Below are 25,018 nucleotides of genomic sequence, written 5' to 3'. Positions count from 1 at the left end.
CTGAGAACGCAAGTATTATAAGGAGAGATTACAGGAATGGATCAAATCCAACAACTTACTTCTGGCCTGGACACAATTTGGGTCGTATTGACTGCTGCCATGATTTTATTAATGGAAGGCGGCTTCGCCTTACTAGAAGCAGGGTTTGTCAGACAAAAGAATGCCGTAAGTATTATCATGAAAGTATTTGTCGATATCTCATTCGGTGCGCTTATTTTTTACTTCTTTGGATTTGCACTTATGTACGGTAAAGACATCGGAGGCATTCTAGGTACAACTGGCTTCTTTATGGGCGGAGATTTATCACACATCGCGTTGACAATCTCACATGATACCTATTGGTTATTCCAATGTGCTTTTGTTATCGCCGTCATTTCAATTGTATCCGGAGCTGTAGCAGAACGCATCAATTTTCGCGCTTATATTCTTTACACGATAGCCATGACCGGATTAATCTATCCCATTGCTGGCCATTGGGTTTGGGGTGTTGGTGGTTGGCTCGGCAAGCTGGGCATGGTTGATTTCGCTGGATCAGCTGTCATCCACGGACTTGGCGGTTTCTCCGCACTCGCCGCAGCCATAATCATCGGTCCGCGAATTGGTAAATTCTCTGCCGATGGTAAAGCTAACATTGTCCCCCCGTCTAATTTGCCACTAGCCTCTGTAGGCGCATTTATCTTATGGTTCGGTTGGTTTGGGTTTAACTCTGGGAGTACGTTAAGCGCTACCAATACATCGATCGGGCACATCGCGGTTACCACGATGCTATCCGCCGCAGCCGGTTGTGCGGCCTGCATTCTGTTTACTATGATGCGTTATCGCAAAGCGGACCCACCCATGGTGATTAATGGTGCACTCGCCGGACTCGTCGGAATAACTGCAGGTTGCTCATTCGTCAGTGATGCAGCAGCGATCTGTATCGGTGCGATCTGCGGAATTGCCATGGTCTACGCAACGGAAATGCTGGAAGCTAGACAGATTGATGACCCCGTTGGTGCTTTTCCTGTACATGGGATCAGCGGAAGTATAGGCACTCTAGCTGTTGGCTTATGTGCGAAGCCGGATGCGATCCGCGAAGGAACAGCTGGATTATTCTACGGCGGAGGCTTCCACCTCCTAGGTGTTCAAGCACTTGGTCTTGTCACTGTCTGTGCGTGGGGTTTCTTCATCACTTGGGTTTTCTTAAAGCTCATTAAGCTTATCGTTCCTTTACGCGTGAGTCGCGACGAAGAGTTGATTGGCCTAGATGTTGGCTCTCATGGGGTTCCAGCATATAGCCAAGAAGAAGGATTCTTGGACCTACAACACTTGAAGAATAACCAATAATAAAGAAGAGGACACCGCACATGCAGTGTCCTCTTCTTTTTATGATGAGAATATGTCTTCAAATTCCTCTGGGAACGTAATATCGTCGCCAGGCTTAGAATCATTCAGTATTTGTCTAGCTTGCTCGATTTCGGCACGGAGCTTTCTTACCTGCTCCATAGGTTTCTTCACATAATGAATATATTCAACAGCAAGATGATGATCAGGCTTCTTACCAGATAACATGCGTCGAAAAGATGACATGGTTTGATAAGCCCGTTCTTCTTTCATTCTCTTCACTTCATATCGCTCAACAACCTGCTCAATTTCCCGAGCTTGCTGCTCTTTCCGCGTAATAAAAGCCTCCAAGAAGGGAAGTACCTCCGCAGCTTTCCTTGTTGTTCTTAAGGGCATACCATCCGATCGTAATGCTTGCAGCATGTTCCATCACCTATCTCTCCGTGTCAAGATTTATAACAGTAATCTTATTTTACACTAAAAAGAGTGGTTTGAGAACTATTAATTTAACACTAAATCAATTCCGACGACACCAATTGGCGTTCCCATGTCATCTATAACGGATTTCGACAACGTAATGCATGGTTTTTTCGTAATAGCTGACACGTACTCATCCGAAATGAAGAGCTCACCTGCCATTGCACGCTTCCACCATTCTCTCCCCTTTGCATTCACTAGCCCTGCTTCTGGCTGAGAGTAGATGAAGGTTCCATCTCCGCGGTTCGACCATATCGCTTCTATCCCTGCTGTTTTCTTCAAAATCCCATGTAAATGCGAGGCATGCTTATCTTCGACCAACGATTTGATGTCAGGTACGCGAACAAGCGCATTCAATAATTGCTTCATCTCTTCAATGTTGACATGAATAGTTCCCTGCTTGCTCTTCATGCCAACTGCTTGTATGGCCGTGATCAGCTCAGCGGAAGAACGATCTAAATTCTGATTAATATGCTGCAATCTTGAAACCTCGTGCCGCTGCTTCTTCATTTGGTCCAGTGTATGCTCAACGCTCGACATCGTCTCATTCATCAAATCAACGACTTCCCCTAGGGATGTTCTCGTTCCTGTAACCAGAGAGGATTGGTGCTTCGTTGAACTAGTCGTACTTGCCACTAGACTGTTCACATGCAGGATCAAGGAAAAGATCGTATCGATCTTGCCTTTCATCACCTTCATCTCATCAATCCCGTGTGTCACAGAAGCTTTCTCTTCAGCTACTGCGGCGACAACTTGAGAAACACCACTCTCAATATCAGCAAGAAGCTCGGAAGACTTCTGAACGGCTTCATGGCTTTGTGCTGCTAGCTTCTTAATCTCTTGTGCTACCACAGAGAAGCCTCTTCCATGTTCACCGGCTCTAGCCGCTTCAATAGATGCATTCAAAGCAAGCAATGATGTTTGGGCAACGACCTCCGTTATGAACGTATTGATCTCTTCAATTTTCGATGTATGCTCGGTCAAATCTTGAATTTTCTTCTGCATCGTATCATTATTTACGTGTAAATCGTTCATTACTTCATCTGTTGTATTCAAGGAGCGGCAGACGTCCACTACCGTATCTTTGGTTTGTTCACTTTCACGATGCATATGTAACGACGAATCCAGAATCTGATCCGCAGCTGCAGCAACTTGCTGAATCGCAGCAAAGGCTTCTTGGAGCTGTCCAGCGGCATGTTGGCTTCTCCCCTTCAATTCCTCTTCACCTTGGATGGAAGCATCCGCAATTTGAAGTAGATGTCCGATAGAGCGATTGACTTCTTCTACTGCCGCTGCAAGTCGATCCGCAACGACCTGGGATTCTTGAATAAACGTACGGAATTGTTCTTCGTGATGGAGTGCCCCTTGTTCTTGCTCCTTACCAGATGCTCTTGAACTCAGTAATGCACCTACACCCAGTAAGATAAAAACAGCGACATTAACTACGGCAACCCATTTCGAAGCAGAAAATAAAGCGAATACATTTACAAGCATACCAATAAGTACAAAACCGTAGAACCAAGCTCTCTGCTTTGAATCCGTCCACATGTGCAACCGGAACTCCTCCCAAAAGGAACAAAATGTTAGTTTTTGTTACATTATATCGAATATAGAAGGCCTTGAAAAGAAATAAAAAACGGAGACCCTCTCGGATCTCCGTCTTTCCAACAAAGCTATTTGTTATTTATTTTGGTTTTGTGTGTTGTTTTGTTGCTGCTTATTAGGTACCGCTACTTCAGTAGCAAATTCAGCGTCTTGCGCTGCTTTCTTGTTGTTCTTGTTCTTTGCCATGTCAATCACCTCCTGTATGAGTATCTTTTCCCAAACAGGATTTTTTATGAATTTCTTTTTTACAAAATGGAACATTACAGCGCTTTGGCCGGAGCCAGTATTTCATCCTTCAGCTGCTTCCAAATAACCTCTGTGACTTTACCATTCCCTTTTTTCACGACGAACACCTTGACCGTCTTTTTACCCCATTCTTTATATACCTGATCTTTCGTGTTGAAATAAAGATCAATTTTCTTTCCTTTAATCGCACTCCCTGTATCTGCTACAACCCCGTAACCGTAGCCCGGTATAAACAATACGGTACCTAACGGGAACACTTTGGTGTCTGCTGCAATTGTTGATAACGCCTTATCATCACGCATGACTTTCATACCAGAATACGTGATTCCATAAGAAGGATGGTCTGGATTCTTTCCTGTTGATTCTTTACCCGCGGAATACCCGGTCGCTGTCACTTCAACTACCGTGTATTTGGATAAATCAGAATCCAAGTTGGGAATAAAGCGATAACTTACTTGTTGTTGATGCTCCTGTGCAACAGGACGTGCAACCGGAATCACCGCACCTGCTTGATTGTCCCGTTGATCTCGTATATGGGTATCGGTATTTGCCGCCCTATAGTTCCCCTGATAACTAGCCTCTTCTCCGAAAAGCACGACCATAACGGTAAGCACCATCCATGCCAAAATCCATTTGGATTGCTTCGAAGTATCGGTTATTTTCATCGTTTTAAGCCTCCCCCTACTAATGTAGGCTTTCCATTTCCTTTCATCACTAAACCTCCACATACAGACTCACTGTATAACATGTCCTTCTTTTAACCACTTATTCACATCTTTAAACCACTTATTCACATCGCAAAGGATTTTTGAGAACGCAAAAAAGCAGAGAAGTGACTAGCACTTCTCTGCTTCTTATAGGAACAAATAGGAGTTACAGTTTGTTTTTGATTTCTTCTTGAATCATACTGATAACTTGATCAATCGGCTGTGTACCTAGATCCCCTTGACCGCGTTTACGGATGGACAAGCTGTCATTCTTCACTTCGTTTTCACCAACAACCAGCATGAAAGGAATTTTCTCCAGCTGGGCTTCCCTGATTTTGTAGCCTAACTTCTCATTCCGATTATCCGCCTCAACGCGAATACCAGCTTCTCGAAGTCGGTCTGTCACCTGATTGGAGAACTCTTCAAATGCAGGCGATACAGGAATAACTTTCGCTTGAGTTGGCATTAACCATGTTGGCAACGCACCAGCGAAATTCTCTAGCAAGAAAGCTGTCATACGCTCCATTGTAGAAATGATACCTCTATGGATTACGACTGGGCGATGTTTCTGACCGTCTTCCCCTGTGTATTCAAGCTGGAAACGTTCAGGAAGCAAGAAATCGATTTGTGCAGTTGAAAGAGTTTCTTCTTTCTTCAACGCTGTCTTGATTTGAACATCTAATTTAGGACCATAGAATGCCGCTTCACCTTCTGCTTCAAAGAATGGCAAACCAAGCTCTTCCACAACTTCACGAAGCATGCGTTGGGAAGTTTCCCACATTTCATCATCCTGGAAGTACTTCTCTGTATCCTTCGGATCACGATAGGAAAGACGGAAACGGTAGTCCGTGATTCCAAAGTCCGCGTACACTTGACGGATCAATGTAACAACGCGGGAGAACTCTTCTTTAATTTGATCCAATCGGCAGAAGATGTGAGCATCATTCAATGTCATTGCACGAACCCGGTGCAAACCAGTCAAAGCGCCTGACATCTCATAGCGGTGCATGGTGCCAAGTTCAGCGATACGAACTGGCAAATCACGGTAACTGCGCATGTCACTCTTATATACCATCATATGGTGCGGACAGTTCATTGGACGAAGGACAAGCTCTTCATTGTCCATGACCATTTTTGGGAACATATCTTCACTGTAGTGATCCCAGTGCCCGGAAGTTTTGTACAATTCAACGTTCGCAAGTACAGGCGTATACACGTGTTGGTAGCCTAGACGCTCTTCCAAATCAACGATATAGCGCTCCATTGTGCGTCTTAGCTTAGCACCATTTGGCAGCCAAAGCGGTAAGCCTTGACCAACTTCACGTGAGAATGCGAACATTTTGAGCTCACGGCCTAGTTTACGGTGATCACGCTTCTTCGCCTCTTCAAGCAAGTGCAAATGCTCATCCAGTTGCGCTTTCTTAGGGAACGCAGTCCCGTAGATGCGTTGCAGCATTTTATTTTTTGCATCTCCACGCCAGTAAGCACCAGCAACACTCAACAATTTGAACGCTTTAATGCGTCCTGTTGACGGCAAATGCGGTCCGCGGCAGAGGTCAAAGAATTCACCTTGGTCATAGATCGTAAGAACGGAATCTTCCGGTAGATCACGAATCAATTCTAGCTTGAACGGATCTTCCATTTCTGTAAAAATACGAATCGCTTCCTCACGGGAAACAACGCGGCGCGTAATCGCCAAATTTTCGTTTGAGATACGCTCCATTTCCTTCTCGATTTTGATCAAATCTTCAGGATTCAATGGTGTTTCCAAATCGATATCATAATAGAAGCCGTCCTCAATTACAGGACCGATTCCGAGCTTAACTGCTTTATTGCCATAAATACGCTTGATCGCTTGTGCCATCAAATGCGCTGTGCTATGACGGTACATTTCTAGTCCTGCTTCGCTATCCAACGTTAAAATTTCAACATCAACATCATGATTCAAAGCGAAGGATAAATCTACGGATTTCCCGTTTACTTTACCACCCACTGCATTTTTCTTCAGACCGGATGAAATGGATTCGGCCACTTGCTCAATCGTCGTACCCACTGCATACTCTCTCACTGCGCCATCTGGTAATTTTACTTGAACAACCATCTTCCCTGCCTCCTAATTGTGTAAGTGAATAGTGAATTGAACGCAAAAAAGCACACTTCATCCCATAAAGGGACGAGTGCGCTCAGCTCGTGGTTCCACCCTAATTCGATTCGCTCTAACCCAAAGGGTAAGTCGAATCCTCATCAGCATTCGTTAACGGGAATGATTCCGGTACTGTATAGTATCGCACCTGCAAGTCAGGTCGAATTCCACAATACGGCTACAAAGGGGTAAACAATCCGATTCGCTGAAGGAGATTGCAGCCTGGTCTCCTCTCTCTGAGCAGTTCATACAGAAAGTTCTTGTCTTTGATACTAACGCCTTCGTTCACTATTATAAATGGCGAGAGAGGCAAGGTCAAGGGGATAGTTGATCCTGCTTTTTGGCATCTCCGAGATAAAGGTCGCAGGTACGGCAATAACTGCACACCGATGTGCGGTCTTCGAAGATTTGCCCTATCGTCTTGATAATCGTTAATTCAGGATCCCGAGTATGAATGTAAATGTTAGCTGGTGAGACCGTGATCAGTGTGCTTACAATCATATCCTCGAAATTGATGTCCTTCTCCAACATCTCCATTCGAAAGCTGGCATCGAATTCATTCGCATCAATGGGTTCCATCCGATCATTCAGAATGACGAATTCGTGGCCGCCTTTATGAATGAGATGCGCTGCGGGTATCTTGGCCTCTTGAATGTAGACGAAATATTGTAGAAGCGAAATAAATTCCTGATACTGGCGGTCCATCATAAACTCATCAATCGCATATTCAGCAATTTCCCTTAGTTCTTCCCTATACTCCTGAATGCGAAATTTGAGGAAGCCATCTAAGCTAATCTGCGGATTCTCCTCGAGCAATGTGTTTATCTGTTCCTTGAGCAGCCCAATACGACGAAGCCTACTTGGGCTACTATTCATCAGCGGCAACCCTTCCAGCTCACTCTCTTGGATCAAGGATGGCTTACAGTAACCTTCGATGGCCTCGATGTCTGACTGCTTTTCATATTTAAAATCCTTGGTGATCAAGTTACGTAAAATGCTGGATTCCTTGTCCGCTACAATGTGGCTTGCCAACACTTCAGCGAGGCAAGCTCGTACTTCAGTCTCATGAATATGTGGATCGTGGATCACACTTCCTGCTTCCGCTTCCACATAAATAAAAGCACGTGTTTCACACCAAGTATAGGTGGCCGTTAACCCATTTTGGGCGATATGTAAATGCTGCAGCGCTTGCTTCACCTGTGCGCTCAGCGAACGTACATAGGATTCCTCGACATTGATTAGGGCAATTGCAAACAGTTCCATGTGCTCACTCCTTCCATCTATGCATCCTCCTCTTAAGAGTATATGGTCGATGCGAGGGAGATATACAACGAACAATTTGCCATTTGAGGAAGGGGATACATGCAAAAAAGGAGCAGCACATGGCTGCCCCTCTCAAAAGTAAGGATGGCGTTTTACAGTTGTTCTAACAGAATCTTCACCAGTAAGAAAGGGAGAGCACCAATGGAGATGAAAGCAAAAAGGAATCCTTGTACAAAGCTTTTAAGCAATTTCACAAAAATCACTCCGATCTTCAATCTCGAATTTGTGGTGTTCCCCCCATTGTACTCTTATTGACCCGCGGTTACCTGAAGCTTAGATTAATTTCCGCTTAAAATGATGAAGAAAAAGGAGAATGAATCGATGTTTTGAGCAACTACATCGTATAGGCGTTGATTTCACTCGAGTTAGTCGGTTTTACAGACTATCTCGAGGCCGTTGACCCTGAACGACAAAAAACGCTTATCCCTCCAAACCCCTCCAGTGGATTTGATAGCAGATAAGCGTTATCGTTCTACATGTTTAGTTCTGCATCACAAAATCACGATCAATCTTCACATTCTCGTCGTCAAACACACGCAGAATCTGATATTTCGTATTCCGCTGTGCAGGAATTTTGCCTGCTTGACGGATGATGTCCAGCGTCGAAGACACGTTGACCTTGTGCGTGGTGCCCGCCGCGGATACAACGTTCTCTTCGATCATGGTGCTGCCGAAGTCGTTACAGCCATAGCTCAACGTCTGCTTACCAACCTCAGGTCCCATGGTGACCCATGAGGATTGGAAGTTCGGCACGTTGTCCAGCATGATGCGGCTGATCGCCAACGTTTTCAAGTACTCTTCAGGCGTAACTTTCTCCGCCTTCATATTCGTGTTGTCTGGTTGGAACGTCCACGGTATGAATGCCAGGAAGCCCGGTGTGTTCAGCTTTTGCAGCAACACATCGTCTTGCGCATCACGGATACGCAGCATATGCAGTGCACGCTCTTCCATGGATTCGCCGAAGCCGATAACCATCGTACCCGTCGTGTGCATGCCAAGCTTATGAGCCGTTTGCATGACATCCATCCAATCGCGCCATGAACCCTTCAACTTGGAGATCTTGCGACGCGTGCGGTCATCAAGGATTTCTGCTCCGCCGCCTGGCAACGAATCAAGGCCCGCTTCATGCAATTGACGAACGATTTCCTCAAGCGATAGGCCGCCGGAAACGTCTTTCATTTTCATAATTTCAGCGGGTGAAAAGGAGTGCATCGTGATATCGAAGCGCTTCTTAATTTCTTTTAAAATATTCGTATAGTAGCTGAAAGGCAGATTCGGATTCGTACCGCCTTGCATAAGTATCTCAGTTCCATCAACATCCAAGGTCTCTTGAATCTTCTGGAAGATCGTTTCATCTGGCAGTACATACCCTTCCGCGGAACCTGGTGGACGGTAGAAAGCACAGAATCGGCAGTACACATCACAGATGTTCGTGTAGTTGATATTCCGCCCAATCACGAAAGTCGTAATCGGATCTGGGTGCCATTTTTTCATAATCTGATTAGCGGTGTCGCCAATTTTCTCTATTTGATCGGATTCGAAAAGCGTAATACATTCTTCTACATCAATTCGTCCGCCTGCTTGTGCTTTATTTAAAATGCGATCGATCGGTTTCATTGCAACTCACTCCTTTACTTTCTGAAGGCTCGTATCCATTAATCGTACCATACTCATGCCAAAAAAGCAGCACAGGGCTGCTTTTTCCAGACGTTATTCCTTTGTAAATATGAATAATTTCTGAATACCGTAACACTTAACCGCGCAGAGCTTGTTCCAAATCTTCAATAATATCTTCGATATCTTCCAGCCCAACCGAATATCTCACGAGACCATCTGTAATTCCGCGCAATAAACGTACTTCCTTCGGCATAGCAGCATGCGACATCATGGCCGGATATGACAAGATACTCTCTACAGCACCCAAGCTCACAGCTACGAGTGGGATTTTAACTTTACTTAGCAACTTCTTCGCTTTCTCACCAGAGCCAACATCAAATGAGACGACAGCTCCATAACCAAGTGATTGCTTCTCATGGATTTCTCTACCTGGATGGTTAGGCAAACCTGGGTAGTAAACCACGTCGATATCCGGCTGCTCGGTCAGCCATTGTGCTAATCGACGAGCGCCCTTCTCGGACATTTCCATACGGGCTTGCAACGTTTTCATACCGCGAATGAGCAGCCATGAATCTTGAATGCCGAGTACGTTCCCCATGCCATTTTGAATTTGCTTCATTCGACGACCGAGGCTGTCATTCGCTACAACAGCTAGTCCCGCTAACACATCACTGTGACCGCCAAGGAATTTCGTTGCACTATGCAGTACGATGTCAATGCCTAGCTCAATTGGACGTTGATGATATGGTGTCATGAATGTATTATCCAACATCGTAAGTAGGTCATGCTCTTTCGCAAAAGCAGCAATCTCACCAATATCCGTAATACGAAGTGTTGGATTCGAAGGCGTCTCGATGAAAACGGCTCTCGTATTGGAACGTAGAGCTGCTCTCACTTCTGCGATGTTCGTCATATCTACAAACGTAGATTCCACGCCCATACGGTTCATAATCGTAGTCAGCAAACGATAAGTACCGCCGTACACGTCTTCTGTACAAATGACATGATCTCCTTGCGACAACAACATCAACGCAGAAGAGATAGCTGCCATCCCAGAGGCGAACGCAAACCCGCGCGTACCGCCTTCTAGCAATGCGATGTAATCCTCTAACGCTTGACGCGTCGGGTTACCAGACCGTGTGTAGTCGTATTCTTGGTTCGCTTCCAAATCAGCCTGATGAAAGGTTGAAGCCTGATACAGAGGCACACTGGATGCCCCTGTCGCTTCATCAATTTCAGCGCCAAAATGGATCAGTCTTGTGGCAAATTTGCCATGTGCTTTACGTTTCTCTTTGTCTGAAGAAGAATGGCTCATGATTGTGGAGCTCCTTCCAACTCGGCTTGTGCTGCATCTAGGGCATTCGACAAATCCGTGATCAAATCATCAATATGCTCGATCCCAACAGAGAAGCGAAGCAGACGGTCATCAACACCAATTTGCTCTCTAATTTCAAGCGGAATGTCCGCATGTGTTTGTACAGCTGGATAAGTCATCAAGGATTCAACCCCGCCTAAGCTTTCTGCGAATGCAATGAGCTTAATATGACGAAGAATCGGTTCAATTAAGCGTGCATCTTTCACCTTGAAGGAGAATATCCCTGTGTTGCCGCTGGATTGTTTATTTTGAATCGCAAAGCCAGGGTGTGATTCAAGCGCTGGATAGTATACGTCTGAAATCAACTTGTGCTCAAGCAAGAAATTTGCAATGGCTGTAGCATTCTGCTCATGACGCTCCATACGCAACGCGAGGGTTTTCATTCCTCTCATTAGAAGCCAGCTGTCTTGCGGTCCAAGCACAGCACCAATGGAGTTATGGAGAATAGCCATTTGCTCCGAAAGCTCTTTCCCTTTTGTAACAATCAGACCCGCTAGTACATCATTATGTCCGCCCAAATATTTCGTTGCACTATGGATAACGATATCGGCCCCAAGCTCAATTGGACGTTGTAGATACGGTGTAAGCAGCGTGTTATCGACGATGGAGACGATGCCCTTTTTACGGGCCCATGTACATACAAGCTCAAGATCTGTAATCATCATCAATGGGTTTGTTGGTGTTTCAATAACAAGCCCCTTCGTATTGGACTGATAAGCACCTTCTAAAGCATCCAAATCATTCGTATCTACATAAGTAGCCGTTACACCGAAACGGGACATGATCCTTTCCAATAGACGATACGTACCTCCATATAAATCCAAGGAAACAATCAAATGATCACCTTGGCTGAAATATGCGAAAATCGTTTGCAATGCCGCCATGCCTGAGGAACACGCAAAGCCTGCATCTCCGGACTCGAGCTGAGCAATAGCGTCTTCTAGCACTTTACGCGTTGGACTCTTCGTACGCGCATAATCAAATCCAGTGCTCTGTCCCAGCTTAGGGTGGCGAAACGCAGTAGATTGATAAATAGGAAAGCTAACAGCACCTGTAACAGGTTCTTCAATAGAGCCAATTTGAGCAAGACGACTTTCGATTTTCAACAAGGGAATTTCCTCCTCAGGGGTATGTGTTCGATTTTACAATTGCGAGCTTGCCAAGCTTTCATTTATGTTTACCGTCAACTCAAAAGGTGTTTCTTGATATACATAATAGTTCAGCCAGTTCGAGAACAGCAAATTCGCATGGGCTCTCCAAGTGTTGTAAGGCAGTCTACTCGGATCGTTATTCGGGTAATAATTGTTCGGGATATCAATCGGCAGCCCTTTGGCCACATCGCGGTCATACTCCCATTTCAAGGAACAAGCATCATATTCCGAATGTCCTGTTACGAAAATATGCTTACCATCGCGTGTTGCGACGATATATACACCAGACTCATCGGATTCTGATAAAATTTCTAAATCCGGACATCGCTCAATATCTTCACGATTAATATCGGTGTGTCGTGATTGCGGAACATTGAATACTTCATCAAAACCGCGCAACAACTTCGTGTTCGGAACACTTACCGTATGTGGGAATACGCCAAATGTCTTCTTCTCTAGCCCATATTTGCGTACGCCGAAATGATGGTATAAGCCTGCTTGAGCCGCCCAACAAATATGCAGGGTGGAAGTCACATTCCGCTTGCTCCATTCAAGAATCTGCGTCAGCTCTTCCCAGTAATTCACATCTTCGAATTCCATTTGTTCTACGGGCGCACCCGTAATAATCATACCATCCAGCTTATCGTCTTTGATATCATCAAAAGTTTTGTAAAACATATCTAAATGTTCGAGGGACGTATTTTTGGAAGTATGAGTTTTCGGATGTAGCAACACGAACTCCACTTGCAGTGGCGTGTTTCCGATCAAGCGCAACAGCTGCGTCTCCGTCGTTTCTTTGGTCGGCATTAAGTTAAGCAGGGCAATGCGAAGTGGACGTATATCCTGATGATACGCGACGGATTCATCCATGGTGAAGATGTTCTCTTGGTTTAAAATTTCTTTGGCAGGCAGGTTGTCAGGAATCTTGATCGGCATCCTGTTCACTCCTCTTCTTTAATTTAGGTTTAGTTGAAAAATCTATGAGAAATGCAAAAATGACCTTCTCTGGAATCAGAGAAAGGCCATGAAAAATCAAAGTCAATGTCCTTCTCTTATCTCCCAGATTCGCTGTAAACAGCGTTTCCGCAAGAATTAGCACCGTGCTCCCCTTTTTGCAAAGGTTTGTCGGTTGCCGGGTGTCATAGGGCTAGTCCCTCCACCTACTCTTGATAAGAAAACGTAACGTATGCGATTAGGATTATCATACTATAAAATTAACGAAAGTCAAGATGGTAAGACTTGTACATGTCAGTGATCCTAAAAAAATTAGTAGTTGTAGCCAAGCTGTTATTAAAATGATACAATTTGTATTGTGGCAAGCTGTTTAAGTTTAGGTACGAAAGGTTATTACTAAGGATTAGCTTTTCATAGCAGATGTTTCTAAACGAATAAGAATTTTTGAAGAAATGAGGGCTATAATGTCAACCCAAACATCGGATAATTTCTCTGCATTCGCCTCCTTACATCGTTATTTTGCCTTTATTGAAACCGACAAACCTACACTAGAGCAAGCCCAAATCGCTGTCTCACAGCTTCACCTCGTTTATGGAGCTGAGAGCGAAGATGATCTGATGAAGCGCGGCGGTCCTGAGATCATTCAAATGTACACAGACGTCAAAAATAAGATTTTAAATGCCGCCAAGTAAGTTTTGGCGGTTTTATTTTTTTGGCACAGACTTTGCCTATTCTCCATAAGCTAACTTATCGACATTTCCCCTTGTTACATCAAACTTTTTGGCTTGAAACAGGGTATATGAACGGGTATACTAGACAAGTATTCGACACGGACGGAAAAGGAGGGCATACGCTTGGACGGAGAACCGAGGAGTAGAACCTGCAAGGCGAATAAACAATTTCAAAGTGTAGGAATGAAGTCGGTTAATCCATCATCCAGAGCATTGCTCTTCTAGATGTACTAACCGGCTGATTCCATTCAAAGGGGTGGGCAGATGAAAACACGGTTGGTTCAAAATGGTATTTTTACGTTAGTTGATGATGTTACTGCTGCGCTGACACCTCCAAGCCAAGGCTTTTACTGGATTGATGCGGGGATCGAGGACTTGGAATTACTTCAGCCTCTTTTTCATTTGCATGATTTGGCCGTAGAAGATTGCCTTAGTGAGGAAGAACAGCGTCCTAAGATTGAATTTTATGATTCTCATTATTTCATTGTTATTAATAGTATTCGTTTCGATGATGAGGAAATTTTCTTACGCGCACTTAATCTATTTCTAAGCAAACATGTGATCATTACTGTAACAAGACAAAAAATTAATGAGCTGCGCGCACTCAAACCCTTCCTATGGGAGGAAGAAGTGAACAGCGCCGATCGTTTCTTATATCATTTGGTCGATCTCGTCGTCGATAACTATGTGGCGGTCGGTGACCGAATTGAAGCCAAAATTGAGAAGCTGGAAGAAGATATTCTAATGGCGACGAAGAAGTCGCATTTGAATGAAATTATCGGTCTTCGTTCTGAAATTTTATGGCTGAAAAAGATGCTTGTGCCTCAACGTGACGTTATTGGGACGCTCGGTAAAAAAGAGCTCAGATTGATCGATCATCAGCTCCAAAAGTACTTCGGCGACATTTATGAGAATGCCGTCAAAATCGTCGATACATTCGATACGCTCCGCGATCTTATGGGGAACTTACGAGAAGCTTATCAATCCAGCCTAGCGAACCGCGCCAATGATATCATGCGCGTGTTTACCGCGTTGACGACGATCTTCATGCCCTTGACATTCATTACCGGTGTTTTCGGGATGAATTTCGATAATATTCTCGGACTGCATCTAACCCCTCATGGGGATGAAATCGTGCTAGCCTTTATGGGCGTCCTCGGCATTGCCATGTATGTGCTGTTCCGCAAGAAAGAATGGCTATGATCGACTCAGATCGATGTATAGATAAAGGGTGACTTCTAGCAGAAACGTAGGAATACTGCCTAGAAGTCACCCTTTTTAGCATTTAACTTAGGATAGCTTGATTCTAACAAATTTCCGTTTCCCGACTTGCAGAATATCGCCATCCACCGGCATAATTTGCGCATGAATATCTGTCAGCTTCTGTTCGTTGATTTTCACAGCTCCTTGTTCTACGCTTCGCCTAGCTTCCCCATTCGACGCATGCAACGATAAGCTGACTAACAACTTGATAATGGACAAGCTTCCTGCTTCCAGATCGCTGCTGTCTAGGTTTACTTCCTCAATGCTATCTGGCAAAGCGCGCTTTTGAAAAACAGTAATAAAATGCTGTTCCGCCTCCTCAGCCGCTTCCACACCGTGGTACATCTCAACATACAATTTCGCCAGCCTAAGCTTGGCATCTCTCGGATGGATCGTACCCGCTTCGAGCCCTTGCTGCAGCTCATCGATTTCCTCATTCGACAAGGCTGTCGTTAACTCGAAATATTTGAGCATGAGCGTATCTGGAATGGACATGGTTTTACCGAAAATGTCATTCGGCTGCTCATCGATACCGATATAGTTACGCAGGCTTTTGCTCATCTTCTGAACGCCATCCAGTCCCTCGAGCAACGGCATCAGGATCGCCACCTGACCCTCTTTGATCTCATATGCCCCTTGAAGCGTGCGCCCCATCAAGATATTAAAAGTCTGATCGGTTCCACCGAGCTCAATATCACTTTCTAAAGAAACCGAGTCGTAGCCTTGCATAAGCGGGTAGAAAAATTCGTGCACATGTATCGGCTGATTCGCCGCATACCGCTTTGCAAAGTCATCTCTTTCTAGCATGCGAGCAACCGTCACTTTACCAGCAAGTCTTAGCACATCGTCAAAGCGCAGCTCACCTAACCAAGTGGAGTTATAGTAGAAGGATGTTTTGTTTATATCCAACACCTTGGCTAGCTGGGTCTGGTACGTTTGCGCGTTATGCTTTACGTCTTCCTCCGAAAGCTGTTTACGTGTCTCGGATTTCCCTGTCGGATCGCCGATGCGTCCCGTGAAATCACCAATAATTAGCTGAACCTCATGTCCCAAGTCTTGGAATTGATGAAGCTTGTGTAGGACGACCGTATGTCCGATGTGGATATCTGGTGCAGAGGGGTCTAGTCCTAGCTTTACTTTGAGTGGTGTCCCTGTCACTACCGCCTTCATAATCTTCATCTTCAGCGCTTCTTCTGGCACGATTTCCGCAGTGCCGCGTTTGAGGATACTTAATTGATGCTCAACTTGTTGCTGCTGTTCCACAGTAAGCTTATCCCAAGACAACATACGATCCCTCCATTCGATTGGTTATAAAAGAAAACAAAAAAGACAACCTCAACGTCCACAAAGGGACGAGAGATTGTCTCGCGGTACCACCCTAATTAAAGAGATTGGTTGCACGCCTACAAGCATGCCACTTCTCTTTCACTTAGAAAATTAACGACAAATAGTTTGCCGGGTGTAAGCTACTAGTGCTCGATAGAGCATGTTCCCTCCACCAACTCAGAACTGTAATTCGGACAATATGCTTGCATCGGTTTGCACCTTCCACCGACTCTCTGCAGCAGCGGCATTTCTCCTACTTCGGGCTTCGCCCATGTTCGTCATCGCTTTGACGGATATTAGATTATTGACCATTTAATCATATCCCACATCCCTTTGTCAATGCACATTAACTAGCTGCTTGGATCGCATTTCTTTCCTTCTCTCTGCGAAAACGTAACCGAAGCAGACGCAGCCACTCATAAGCACGATCGAGCTCTTTCCCCTTCAGTTCTTCCGTCCCGATGAGACTTTTGAGAACAGGCTTTAAATAGCGATCACCTTCAGATTCATATGCATTCCACGCTTTAATTTGCTCCTCCTCTGATATCGAAGATAGTTCAGCTTCCACGAGAGGGTCCATATCGTAGCCTTCACGATCCAAATCTTCCACCCACAACAGCAATTCTCTCCGCGGCATCGTCAGATTCGCCTGAAGATCCGCCAAGCTCCCGCCTCCAGCAACGATTTCTAACAGCTTGCGTTTGCTGACTTCACGATCAAGCTCGATTCGCAGCTTCTGCTCCTTCTGAGCAAGGAGCCAACCCTCGAACTTCATCGTATCCACATAGTTGGCAACCCAATCCAACGGAAAGCCGTTCGTGCGTGTGCACTCGCCTATCCGTCCAAGCAATTGATCGGCGTACTGTGCCGTTTTCTGCTCACCAAACCCAGGAATCTGTTGAAGCTCTTCCTTGGTCTGTGGCAAGAACACTGAAATCATCCGTAGGACACGGTTCGTTGCAAGGATATAGGGTGCCTTCTTCTCACGAGCAGCCTGCTCACGACGCCATGCACGCAGTGACTCGAACACCTCTTCATTCGGATTCTCCTCACAGTAATACGTTAGCATTTGTGTCATTTTCGCTTTACCTGATAGTCCTTGCGTAAGATCTAATTCCGTGTGTACCAACGGCCGAAAGCCGCTTCGAATTTTCTCACGCAAGCCTTGACGGAATGCAAATAGCATCTCATCCCAGCTTATTCCTTGGAACCATTCGTCTTGCGTAAGCTTACCCATCATGTCAGGTTCACTCCAATACACACTCCAAATCCCTTGTTCTTCGACAATCGAAACCTGCGCGGAAATCACTTGCTGATCCCCTGAATTCTTCTCTAACGTGTTAAGAAATACAATGTTCATCCCTTTCCATGCCTCCAGACGTTTATATGAAATAGTGTAAGAAAAACGAAAAAGCACCTCTTCCGCCCACTAGGCAGAAAAGGTGCTTCCCATTTCCAATATCCAAATCATACCATGTTTGTCAGTTAGGCGCAAGAACCGTTTTGCCCCCAGACCCTTATCGGTTATAATAGACCCATACTAGAAAGAGAATGGAGGGCCCTCATGTCTGATTATGACTTTTTATATGATCATCAAGAAGAAACAACAACGCGTTTTGTCTGTTTCGTTGGCAATGCTTTACACCGTTTTGACCTCGCTATCATGACCACAACCCGTTATTATGGCAAGAAGCTGGTTATCGATTTGCAATCGGGCCGCAGTGCTGTTATTGGACCGGACGATTTGAACGAAGAAGGCTACCTCGAGCATGTGTTTAAGATTAACGAAGAACAAGCTCAAGAGCTTACCGAATTTTTATCTCAAATTATCGGTTCCATACATTTTACGGATATTTAAGGGATTGTCGGGGGACACTGGAAAAAGCAAAACCTGAAAAGGAGGCTTATCCATGCGTAAGAAGTCACCACACATCAACAATGTAGAGGGATTAGGCTTCCTCTCAGAAGACCGCCTCGCTGCGTACACAGACCTCAAGTCGGTAGAATCACAGCGTAATGACATGATCCCCGAGGAGTTTCCCGAAGGGCCGTATGGCACAAGTATGTTGTCAGAATCCCTTGGGAAAAGCACCCCTTGGCGAGAGGATCAACGCCCTACCAACCGTTTTGCTTATGAGAATCGTGAGCTGCACGAAGGTATTACAAGAGACTATCCTGGAGCAGATGATGCTACGGGAGAGTCTACCGAAGGCTTGTCCTAGGTAAAAGAGAAACGCCACGAACACCCGGCAAAGGGATGTTCGTGGCGTTTTTAGTTGTTGATTATTTGCCCAGCAACTCTAAGTGTCTGCCAATATGATGACGAAGTCCTTCAGCAAAGGTATCTTCTTGATCAGCCAATGTTTGGAAGAACTCGTCTGCAAATGTGCGGCTTCCGTCTTCATTTTTCACTTGAAGAAGCAAACCATACGTGATGTGCAGCAATTGACGTGCATTATTTTCTTCCATGTAATCAGGCAATTGAGCATCTGATACATCACTAAGTGGAACGATTGCGTTGATATCTGTTGTCACGTGGTAGTAAGCTGTCGCTTCAACAAAGTGGTCAAGCGCAAATTGGTGCATACGGCGATACAGCGTAGGGTTCACTTTCGCTACAACACGTACCGCTTCGAGCCAATTTGTACCCGCTGTTTTGATGTGGAACAAACCATTCGTGTATTGCCCGATCAATGGGAACACACTGAATTTATCACTGCCGGAATGGATGCTTAGCTTGTATTCAAAATGAACAGCAATCGCAGCATGACTAGCTAGCTCACGCTCAAATTGCGCGATATCTCCGATGTAGTCGATCCCTTTTTGGAACTCACCACAGAAGCGTGGCGCCATGCTGAAAATCGTAACACCACGGTCACGTAGCTCATTGGCTACCAAATAATGTGCCTCTGGGGAAGTTGGCGTCGCTGTTTCATCAATGGAAATTTCGAAATCAACCGCACGATCAAGTGTAACGATATACTTACGGTAGATCGCTTCCATGAAATTAATAGCTGCATCATAGATCAGCACATCTTTCTTCAAAGCTTCCGCTGTATAAGCAAGAGTAGCTCCTGGTACATTTGGTGCTGTTTGCAGGTAGCGCTCTTCATAGCGGCTGCGCAGGCTAGCAGGCAGTTGCTCATATTTTGCTGCGATTTCTGCTTCGCTCATGGATTCAATCGTGTTGTCGATATTCTCGGAGCAATCTAGCGTCAACATCGTAAAACCAAGACGCAACGCGTACTCGATGTCCTCTTCTTTCTTCAAGTGGTCGCCATCAGCACCGTATCCGTCTGTATAGCCCTCTTGCAGAACCGCATAAGCCGCTGCATCCAATACATCCTCATAGGTGCGACCAGTCAAAGCTAGCTCACGAATACTTTGTTGCGCCAATACAGGACGAATATCTTTGCCGCGGATCGTTTGGATATGACCAGGACTTGCGATACCAAGTCGATCGCCTAAACCCATTGTTGCTACTTGTGTTCCGAACGCTTGTGGTGCTGTGTATGGCAAAAATTGATTGATAATCAAGCGATTTTCATGTGTAAGTGGGGCTACTTTCTCTCCATCTACGATTTCACCTTGCAGTTGGTCGAACAATTCGCCAGATCCTACGACGATTAGTCGTTTTCCCTCTGTTGTGCGTACCATAAGCAATGTTGTATCTCCCACTTGGGTGAGGGAAGATGTATACACTTTAATAACCTCGGATGAGAAGTCGTTTACTTTTCCTGCGCGTACTGCTTCTATAAGTGCGTTCATGTTCAATTTCCTCCTATTTGTGCAAGCGCTTGCTATTTCATCTATACATCCATTTTATCGCAAGTAAGGAGCGTTTTCTCTTCATCTATTCCTATTTTTCGCGAGAACTGTTCATATTTTTCACTAAAAAATATGATATACTTCAGTTACCTCATTTCCAAACAAGGAGCAGCGCCTATGTCACGTACCGTCACCTTCGGCAATGAAGATGAAGGCCCTTTCTACATCCAGCATATTCATCGCTCTGGATCTTTTGAGAGGACCCAGCACATGCATGATATGTATGAACTCTACTATTTATACGAAGGAGAACGCATGTATTTCATTCGTGATCGTTCCTATCTCATTCTTCCAGGAGATTTGGTCCTCATCAATCGACGTGAACTTCATGCCACCTCCGACTCAGATAAACTCGGTCATGCGAGAGTCGTCATTAATTTTAGCGACAGCATTTTGGAAGATACGAAAGAAGCGGCACCTTTCTTACTGGATGCCTTCACGCATGATACGCCTGTATTACGGCTCGATCTGCCCACTCGGCGTCTTGTTGAAGACATGCTAGGTAAATTAATCCATGAAGCCAAGGAGCCTGCAATGGGGCAAACTTTTGCCATGACACACTTTTTAATCGAGTTGTTACTATTCACGGCACGTTTCGTTCGCATACATCCGGTCACCTCACCCGAACACGTTTCTCCCCTGCACCGGAAAATATCTACTATCGTGCGATTTATTAACGCCCATTTCGCTGAACCGATGAGACTCGAGGAGCTTGCAGAACGATTCGAAATCAGCTCCGCCTATTTAAGCCGAATGTTTAAGGAAATCACCGGATTTTCGCTGGTTGAATATGTGAATCTCGTTCGAGTACAAGAAGCTCAGAGGCTGTTAGCTACAACGAGGTTGAAAGTCATCGTGATCGCTGAGCAAGTCGGCTTCGGTTCCCTCGTGCAATTCGGACGTGTGTTCCGTCAAATGACGAAAATGACACCGCTGCGTTATCGGCAGTCGGCTGTTTTGCAATAGATAGGTAGAACGAAACCGTGTTGCTTAGCTCGTTTCGAGACAATCTAAAAAGCCCGCACAATGCGGGCTTCACTTCCAAACTATTCTAACCGTTTAATACGGATCATTATACTTTTATAATCACCACGCAGGCTTACAGCAACACCAAGGTTCATAAGTGTTGAGCCCTGACGGACGAAGGGTTCTCCTTCATCTATATTCACCTCATAGGAGGCATGAGACACTAGGCCCTGTAGAAGCAAATGCCGAACTTCAGAGCCAAAATGTTGCGATTGCAGGAACGTAAACACAACGCTCTCGCTACGATCCTTGCTGTTATACTGATAAGCCGCTACATTCGAATCTCGCAATGATGACAGCCGATACATATCACCATTGAGAATAACCGGCCTGATCTCCTTATATAGCTCTACATATCTCTTCGCTTTCTCCATTTCTTCTGTCGACCATTTGCTGATGTTCGCCCCAATGCCCAAACCGCCCATCATTGCGCTATGGAATCGATAGGATAGAGGAAGACTCCTGCCGTTAAAACCGTGTGGTGATTCCGTCACCCAACACATCATGACGGAAGGACTGTAGGCGTAGGAGAACCCCTCCTGAATCGATATACGGTCGCGTGCATCCGTGTTATCACTTATCCATGCTTGATCAGCATAGCGCAGAATGCCTAGATCAATTCTCGCACCGCCGCCCGCGCAAGTCTCAAATTCCACATGGGGGAAGCGTCCCCTGAGTTCAGCCCAAATGTCATACAAGTGATCGACATGTTTGATCCACATGGAAGCACCCACATCCTGCCCCGAGGCAACCGTACCAGGCTCTGTTACGGTTCGGTTCATATCCCATTTGATAAATCGGATATCATACTTTGTAAGTAAGGTCGTCATGAAATGAAGGACAAATTGTTTCACTTCTGGCAGCCCCAAGTTCAATAATAATTGATTTCGCAGCTGCGTACCTTCGCGTGTCGGGAATTGATACACCCATTCCGGATGTGCTCGGAACAAGTCGCTGTTCGGATTGACAGACTCTGGCTCGACCCATAACCCGAATTCCATGCCCAGTTCCTTTACATAGTCGATTAACTCCTCAAGACCGTTGGGGAATTTCTCCGCATTGACATACCAGTCTCCTAAGCCCGCTCGGTCGCTATGGCGCTCGCCGAACCAGCCGTCGTCAACAACGAAACGTTCCACGCCTAGACGAGCTGCCTGCTGGGCCAGCTCCTTTTGCCCTTCTACAGTTACGGCGAATTCCGTCGCCTCCCATGAATTGTACAGCACTTTGCGCAGCTCACTTGTCGGCAGCACGTAATCCCTTTGGTACTTGTGCAGGTTGCGGCTCATCTGACCGAATCCACCAGATGTAAATCCGCCGACGAATACAGGTGTAGCATACACTTCACCAGGTGCGAGCACAAAGGCGCTGTCAAAATCATTCACGCCGCCTACAATTCGCACATGCCCGAATGTCGATTTCTCCGCAACGATTTTCCAGTTGCCGCTCCAACCAAGTGCCCCAAACCACACACTTCCCGAGGTTTCGTCGGCTTTTCCATTGTCGATAGCGAACCATGGATTAGCATGAGGCCCCGTAAAGCCTCTGCGTGATTCCAGCACCTTTTTCCCTTCGGACAAGACCGTCGATCTTAATTGATATTCCCCTGCCCAGCGACCTGTCACATGCGTCATTCTGTAATCAGGTAGAGCCTGCACCGTCCAGACTGCCGCCGTGACCTGCTCAATGCGAACGGACTCTGTCTGCGAATTACGCACGTGCACAAAGCGCTCAATCAGATCGTACTCAGGGATCGCTTTATAATGAACTTCGATATCTAATGGATAGTAACTATCCACCATCCGCAGTACGATTTCATTTTCGCCCACAACTCGATATCCTTCATACCTCAGCTTCAAGTCACGTACACCGTCTGCAAATGAAACTTTCAGCGCTGGTTCAGCATAATTACAGCCACCCCAGCCTCCATACTCCTCCGTTTCCCGATCGATTTCTGCATCGAATGAGCTGTGCAGCCTACTTTTCAATAAATACCCACAATCCGCTGCTTCAACGTGTGCGCCCCAATATAAGTGCTGAATGATGCCTTTCTCATTAATCCCGAACACATACGAAGATTTATCAGTGCGAATTTCGAAGATGTTCGCTTGTTCCAAAACCGTTACAGACACCTATACCGTCCCCCTTATGTCTCCATGAATCTATCCCTTGATCGCCCCAGCGGCAATCCCTTTGATGATGAATCTCTGCATGAATAAGAAAAAAATGATGATCGGAATCATGCCCATAACCGCATAAGCGAAAGCAAGATTCAAGTCACTGCTGTATTGACCGAAAAAGAAGTACTGCTGCAGGGGAATGGTGCGGTAGTTTTTGTCCTGCAGGTAGAGCAGTGGAAGTAAGAAGTCATTCCAAATGTACAACGCATTCAGGACGAGTACCGTAGCCGTTACCGGCTTGAGCAAAGGCATCACAACTCGGATAAAAATACCCGGTGTCGAGCAGCCATCAATCCTAGCAGCTTCTTCAATTTCACGTGAAATACCTTTCACGAAACCTGTGTAAAACAATACACCCATCTGCACGCCGAAACCGCCATAGATCAGCGCTAGTCCCCAATGTGAATTCACGAGATGGAATGATTTGCCGATCTGGTACAACGGCAGCATGATCACTTGAAAAGGGACCATCATACCCGATAGAAATAGGATAAAAATGAAGTTGTAAAATGGCTTACTTCTGCGCGCAATTGCATATCCAGCCAATGCAGAAGCAAAGATAATCAAAGCAACCGAGATGCCGGTTACAATCAAGCTATTTATAAATGCTGCGGGATACTTGGACGTACTCCAAGCGTGCGTGTAATTAACAAAATTCAAGCTCGTCGGCAGCGAATAGAAGGAATCGAAGGTTTGCTTCGCTGTTTTGAGTGACATCAGTAAGGCAACATACATCGGAAACACAAACAGAATAGCCAGAATTGCAACCGCAACAAACGTGCTGTATCGTGTGATTTTCATTACATCTCCACTTCCCGTCTTCTGAAAATGGATAATTGTACAATCGTCACGATGACCAGGATGACGAAGAAAATCATCGATAACGCCATGCCGTAGCCTGCTTTAAAGGAGTTAAAGGCTGTTTTATAAATGAAGGTTGTAATAACCTCCGTTGCAAAGCCCGGTCCCCCCTGAGTGGTTACCCAAACGAGATCAAACACTTTGAGCGAGCCCGTCAACACGAGCAACAGATTAATTGTAATCGACGGCGCAAGCAGTGGTAATGTCACATGCCAAAACGCTCGACCTGCTCCAGCACCATCCATTTTGGCACTCTCTACAAGCTCGCTCGGAATGCCCTGTAAACCAGCGATATAGATAATCATAGGTGCACCTACACCCTGCCACAGGGCTACAAGAATCAATCCGAATAAAGCATGATCGGGATTGCCAAGCGGACTTGTCACATCCAGACCGAATAGGGTCAGCAGCTTGGGGAAGCCTGTGCTGAAGTTATATTTCCAAATAAATCCAGATAATACAATAGAGAGAATACTCGGCAGGAAGAAAATCGTCCGAAACAAGTTCTTAAACTTCAAATAAGAATCCAGAAGCAACGCCAGTAGAAGAGATAGCCCATTCACAAGCACCATTAGAATAAATGCATATTTAAACGTATTTCCAAGCGCGGCCCATACATCCGAGTCTTGAAAAGCATGCACGTAGTTTTCCCACCCAATATATGTCAGCTTCCGTGATACACCATCCCAACTTGTGAAGGAATATCGCGTTCCTATCACAAATGGAATGAGGACGGCTAACGTAAATAACAGAATACCCGGAATAAGGAACAGAACATACCAGAACTCACCACGGATCATTCGTTTCATATTTCCCATAGGTTAAATTCCCTTTCTGATAAATAACGGCATAGGCAGTAGCCTATGCCGTTATAACGCTGTC

21 protein-coding genes, 1 riboswitch and 1 other annotated feature are annotated in these 25,018 nt (G+C 45.4%); of the genes, 6 read left to right on the top strand and 15 right to left on the bottom strand.

The window, feature by feature from the left end; all coding sequences use genetic code 11:
* Nucleotides 1-36: 36 nt before the first annotated feature.
* Complete coding sequence (locus ASL11_RS03100) at nt 37-1,326, top strand: ammonium transporter (protein ID WP_056609498.1); 1,290 nt, start codon at nt 37-39, stop codon at nt 1,324-1,326.
* Nucleotides 1,327-1,365: 39 nt separating this feature from the next.
* Here ASL11_RS03100 and ASL11_RS03095 read toward each other — a convergent pair whose 3' ends face one another.
* From ASL11_RS03095 to metA, 9 genes are all read right to left on the bottom strand, one after another.
* Complete coding sequence (locus ASL11_RS03095; protein WP_235550350.1) at nt 1,366-1,746, bottom strand: hypothetical protein; 381 nt, start codon at nt 1,744-1,746, stop codon at nt 1,366-1,368.
* 78 nt (nt 1,747-1,824) lie between these two features.
* The gene (locus ASL11_RS03090) at nt 1,825-3,348 is read right to left on the bottom strand and encodes a methyl-accepting chemotaxis protein (RefSeq protein WP_056609496.1); all 1,524 of its coding nucleotides are present in this window, start codon (nt 3,346-3,348) and stop codon (nt 1,825-1,827) included.
* Nucleotides 3,349-3,665: 317 nt separating this feature from the next.
* Nucleotides 3,666-4,316, bottom strand: a complete 651-nt coding sequence (locus tag ASL11_RS03080) for a 3D domain-containing protein (RefSeq protein WP_056609493.1) — start codon at nt 4,314-4,316, stop codon at nt 3,666-3,668.
* A 208-nt stretch (nt 4,317-4,524) separates the two neighbouring features.
* Nucleotides 4,525-6,459, bottom strand: a complete 1,935-nt coding sequence (gene thrS, locus ASL11_RS03075) for a threonine--tRNA ligase (RefSeq protein ID WP_056609491.1) — start codon at nt 6,457-6,459, stop codon at nt 4,525-4,527.
* Between the two features lie 357 nt (nt 6,460-6,816).
* Nucleotides 6,817-7,764 carry a putative sporulation protein YtxC gene (locus ASL11_RS03070; protein ID WP_056609489.1) on the bottom strand — a complete coding sequence of 316 codons (948 nt, stop codon included), beginning with the start codon at nt 7,762-7,764 and terminating at the stop codon, nt 6,817-6,819.
* Nucleotides 7,765-8,304: 540 nt separating this feature from the next.
* Nucleotides 8,305-9,441, bottom strand: a complete 1,137-nt coding sequence (gene mqnC / locus ASL11_RS03065; protein WP_056609487.1) for a cyclic dehypoxanthinyl futalosine synthase — start codon at nt 9,439-9,441, stop codon at nt 8,305-8,307.
* Nucleotides 9,442-9,577: 136 nt separating this feature from the next.
* Complete coding sequence (locus ASL11_RS03060) at nt 9,578-10,756, bottom strand: trans-sulfuration enzyme family protein (protein WP_056609485.1); 1,179 nt, start codon at nt 10,754-10,756, stop codon at nt 9,578-9,580.
* Entirely contained in the window at nt 10,753-11,922 is a 1,170-nt protein-coding gene (locus ASL11_RS03055; RefSeq protein WP_056609647.1) for an aminotransferase class I/II-fold pyridoxal phosphate-dependent enzyme, read from the bottom strand. Before ASL11_RS03055 ends, ASL11_RS03060 begins: the two co-directional genes overlap by 4 nt.
* 36 nt (nt 11,923-11,958) lie before the next feature.
* Nucleotides 11,959-12,903 (bottom strand): homoserine O-acetyltransferase MetA, encoded by a 945-nt coding sequence (metA, locus tag ASL11_RS03050; protein WP_056609483.1) that lies wholly within the window; start codon nt 12,901-12,903, stop codon nt 11,959-11,961.
* Between the two features lie 113 nt (nt 12,904-13,016).
* Nucleotides 13,017-13,143: riboswitch (SAM riboswitch) on the bottom strand.
* A gap of 242 nt (nt 13,144-13,385) precedes the next feature.
* Here metA and ASL11_RS03040 point away from each other — a divergent pair.
* Both ASL11_RS03040 and corA read left to right on the top strand, forming a co-directional pair.
* Nucleotides 13,386-13,613, top strand: a complete 228-nt coding sequence (locus tag ASL11_RS03040) for a hypothetical protein (protein WP_056609479.1) — start codon at nt 13,386-13,388, stop codon at nt 13,611-13,613.
* A 303-nt stretch (nt 13,614-13,916) separates the two neighbouring features.
* Nucleotides 13,917-14,855: a magnesium/cobalt transporter CorA gene (gene corA / locus ASL11_RS03035; RefSeq protein ID WP_056609477.1), complete on the top strand. Its 939-nt coding sequence runs from the start codon at nt 13,917-13,919 to the stop codon at nt 14,853-14,855.
* 87 nt (nt 14,856-14,942) lie between these two features.
* Here the strand turns inward: corA and tyrS are convergent, their stop codons facing one another.
* Both tyrS and ASL11_RS03025 read right to left on the bottom strand, forming a co-directional pair.
* Nucleotides 14,943-16,199, bottom strand: a complete 1,257-nt coding sequence (tyrS, locus tag ASL11_RS03030) for a tyrosine--tRNA ligase (RefSeq protein WP_056609645.1) — start codon at nt 16,197-16,199, stop codon at nt 14,943-14,945.
* A gap of 61 nt (nt 16,200-16,260) precedes the next feature.
* Nucleotides 16,261-16,522: a binding site (T-box leader), on the bottom strand.
* Nucleotides 16,523-16,587: 65 nt separating this feature from the next.
* The gene (locus ASL11_RS03025; RefSeq protein WP_056609474.1) at nt 16,588-17,601 is read right to left on the bottom strand and encodes an HRDC domain-containing protein; all 1,014 of its coding nucleotides are present in this window, start codon (nt 17,599-17,601) and stop codon (nt 16,588-16,590) included.
* 204 nt (nt 17,602-17,805) lie between these two features.
* Between ASL11_RS03025 and ASL11_RS03020 the strand changes: the two genes are divergently transcribed.
* On the top strand, nt 17,806-18,099 hold the full coding sequence (locus ASL11_RS03020; RefSeq protein ID WP_056609472.1) for a DUF3055 domain-containing protein: 294 nt from the start codon (nt 17,806-17,808) through the stop codon (nt 18,097-18,099).
* 52 nt (nt 18,100-18,151) lie between these two features.
* Complete coding sequence (locus tag ASL11_RS03015; protein WP_056609470.1) at nt 18,152-18,463, top strand: hypothetical protein; 312 nt, start codon at nt 18,152-18,154, stop codon at nt 18,461-18,463.
* Between the two features lie 61 nt (nt 18,464-18,524).
* On the opposite strand, the gene ASL11_RS03010 is transcribed toward ASL11_RS03015, so the two are convergent.
* Complete coding sequence (locus ASL11_RS03010) at nt 18,525-20,009, bottom strand: tagaturonate epimerase family protein (RefSeq protein ID WP_056609467.1); 1,485 nt, start codon at nt 20,007-20,009, stop codon at nt 18,525-18,527.
* Between the two features lie 177 nt (nt 20,010-20,186).
* Between ASL11_RS03010 and ASL11_RS03005 the strand changes: the two genes are divergently transcribed.
* A complete protein-coding gene (locus tag ASL11_RS03005; protein ID WP_056609465.1) occupies nt 20,187-21,035 on the top strand; it encodes an AraC family transcriptional regulator in 849 nt (282 codons plus the stop codon).
* Nucleotides 21,036-21,115: 80 nt separating this feature from the next.
* Here ASL11_RS03005 and ASL11_RS03000 read toward each other — a convergent pair whose 3' ends face one another.
* From ASL11_RS03000 to ASL11_RS02990, 3 genes are read right to left on the bottom strand one after another with little or no spacing between them, the layout of a single operon-like run.
* Entirely contained in the window at nt 21,116-23,227 is a 2,112-nt protein-coding gene (locus ASL11_RS03000) for an alpha-galactosidase (protein WP_056609463.1), read from the bottom strand.
* Nucleotides 23,228-23,257: 30 nt separating this feature from the next.
* Nucleotides 23,258-24,076 (bottom strand): carbohydrate ABC transporter permease, encoded by an 819-nt coding sequence (locus ASL11_RS02995; RefSeq protein ID WP_056609461.1) that lies wholly within the window; start codon nt 24,074-24,076, stop codon nt 23,258-23,260.
* The gene (locus ASL11_RS02990) at nt 24,076-24,954 is read right to left on the bottom strand and encodes a carbohydrate ABC transporter permease (protein WP_056609459.1); all 879 of its coding nucleotides are present in this window, start codon (nt 24,952-24,954) and stop codon (nt 24,076-24,078) included. Before ASL11_RS02990 ends, ASL11_RS02995 begins: the two co-directional genes overlap by 1 nt.
* Nucleotides 24,955-25,018: the final 64 nt, after the last annotated feature.

This window comes from Paenibacillus sp. Soil750 (assembly GCF_001428045.1).
Classification (GTDB): domain Bacteria; phylum Bacillota; class Bacilli; order Paenibacillales; family NBRC-103111; genus Paenibacillus_E; species Paenibacillus_E allorhizoplanae.
This window is presented reverse-complemented; position numbering and strand designations above follow the sequence as displayed.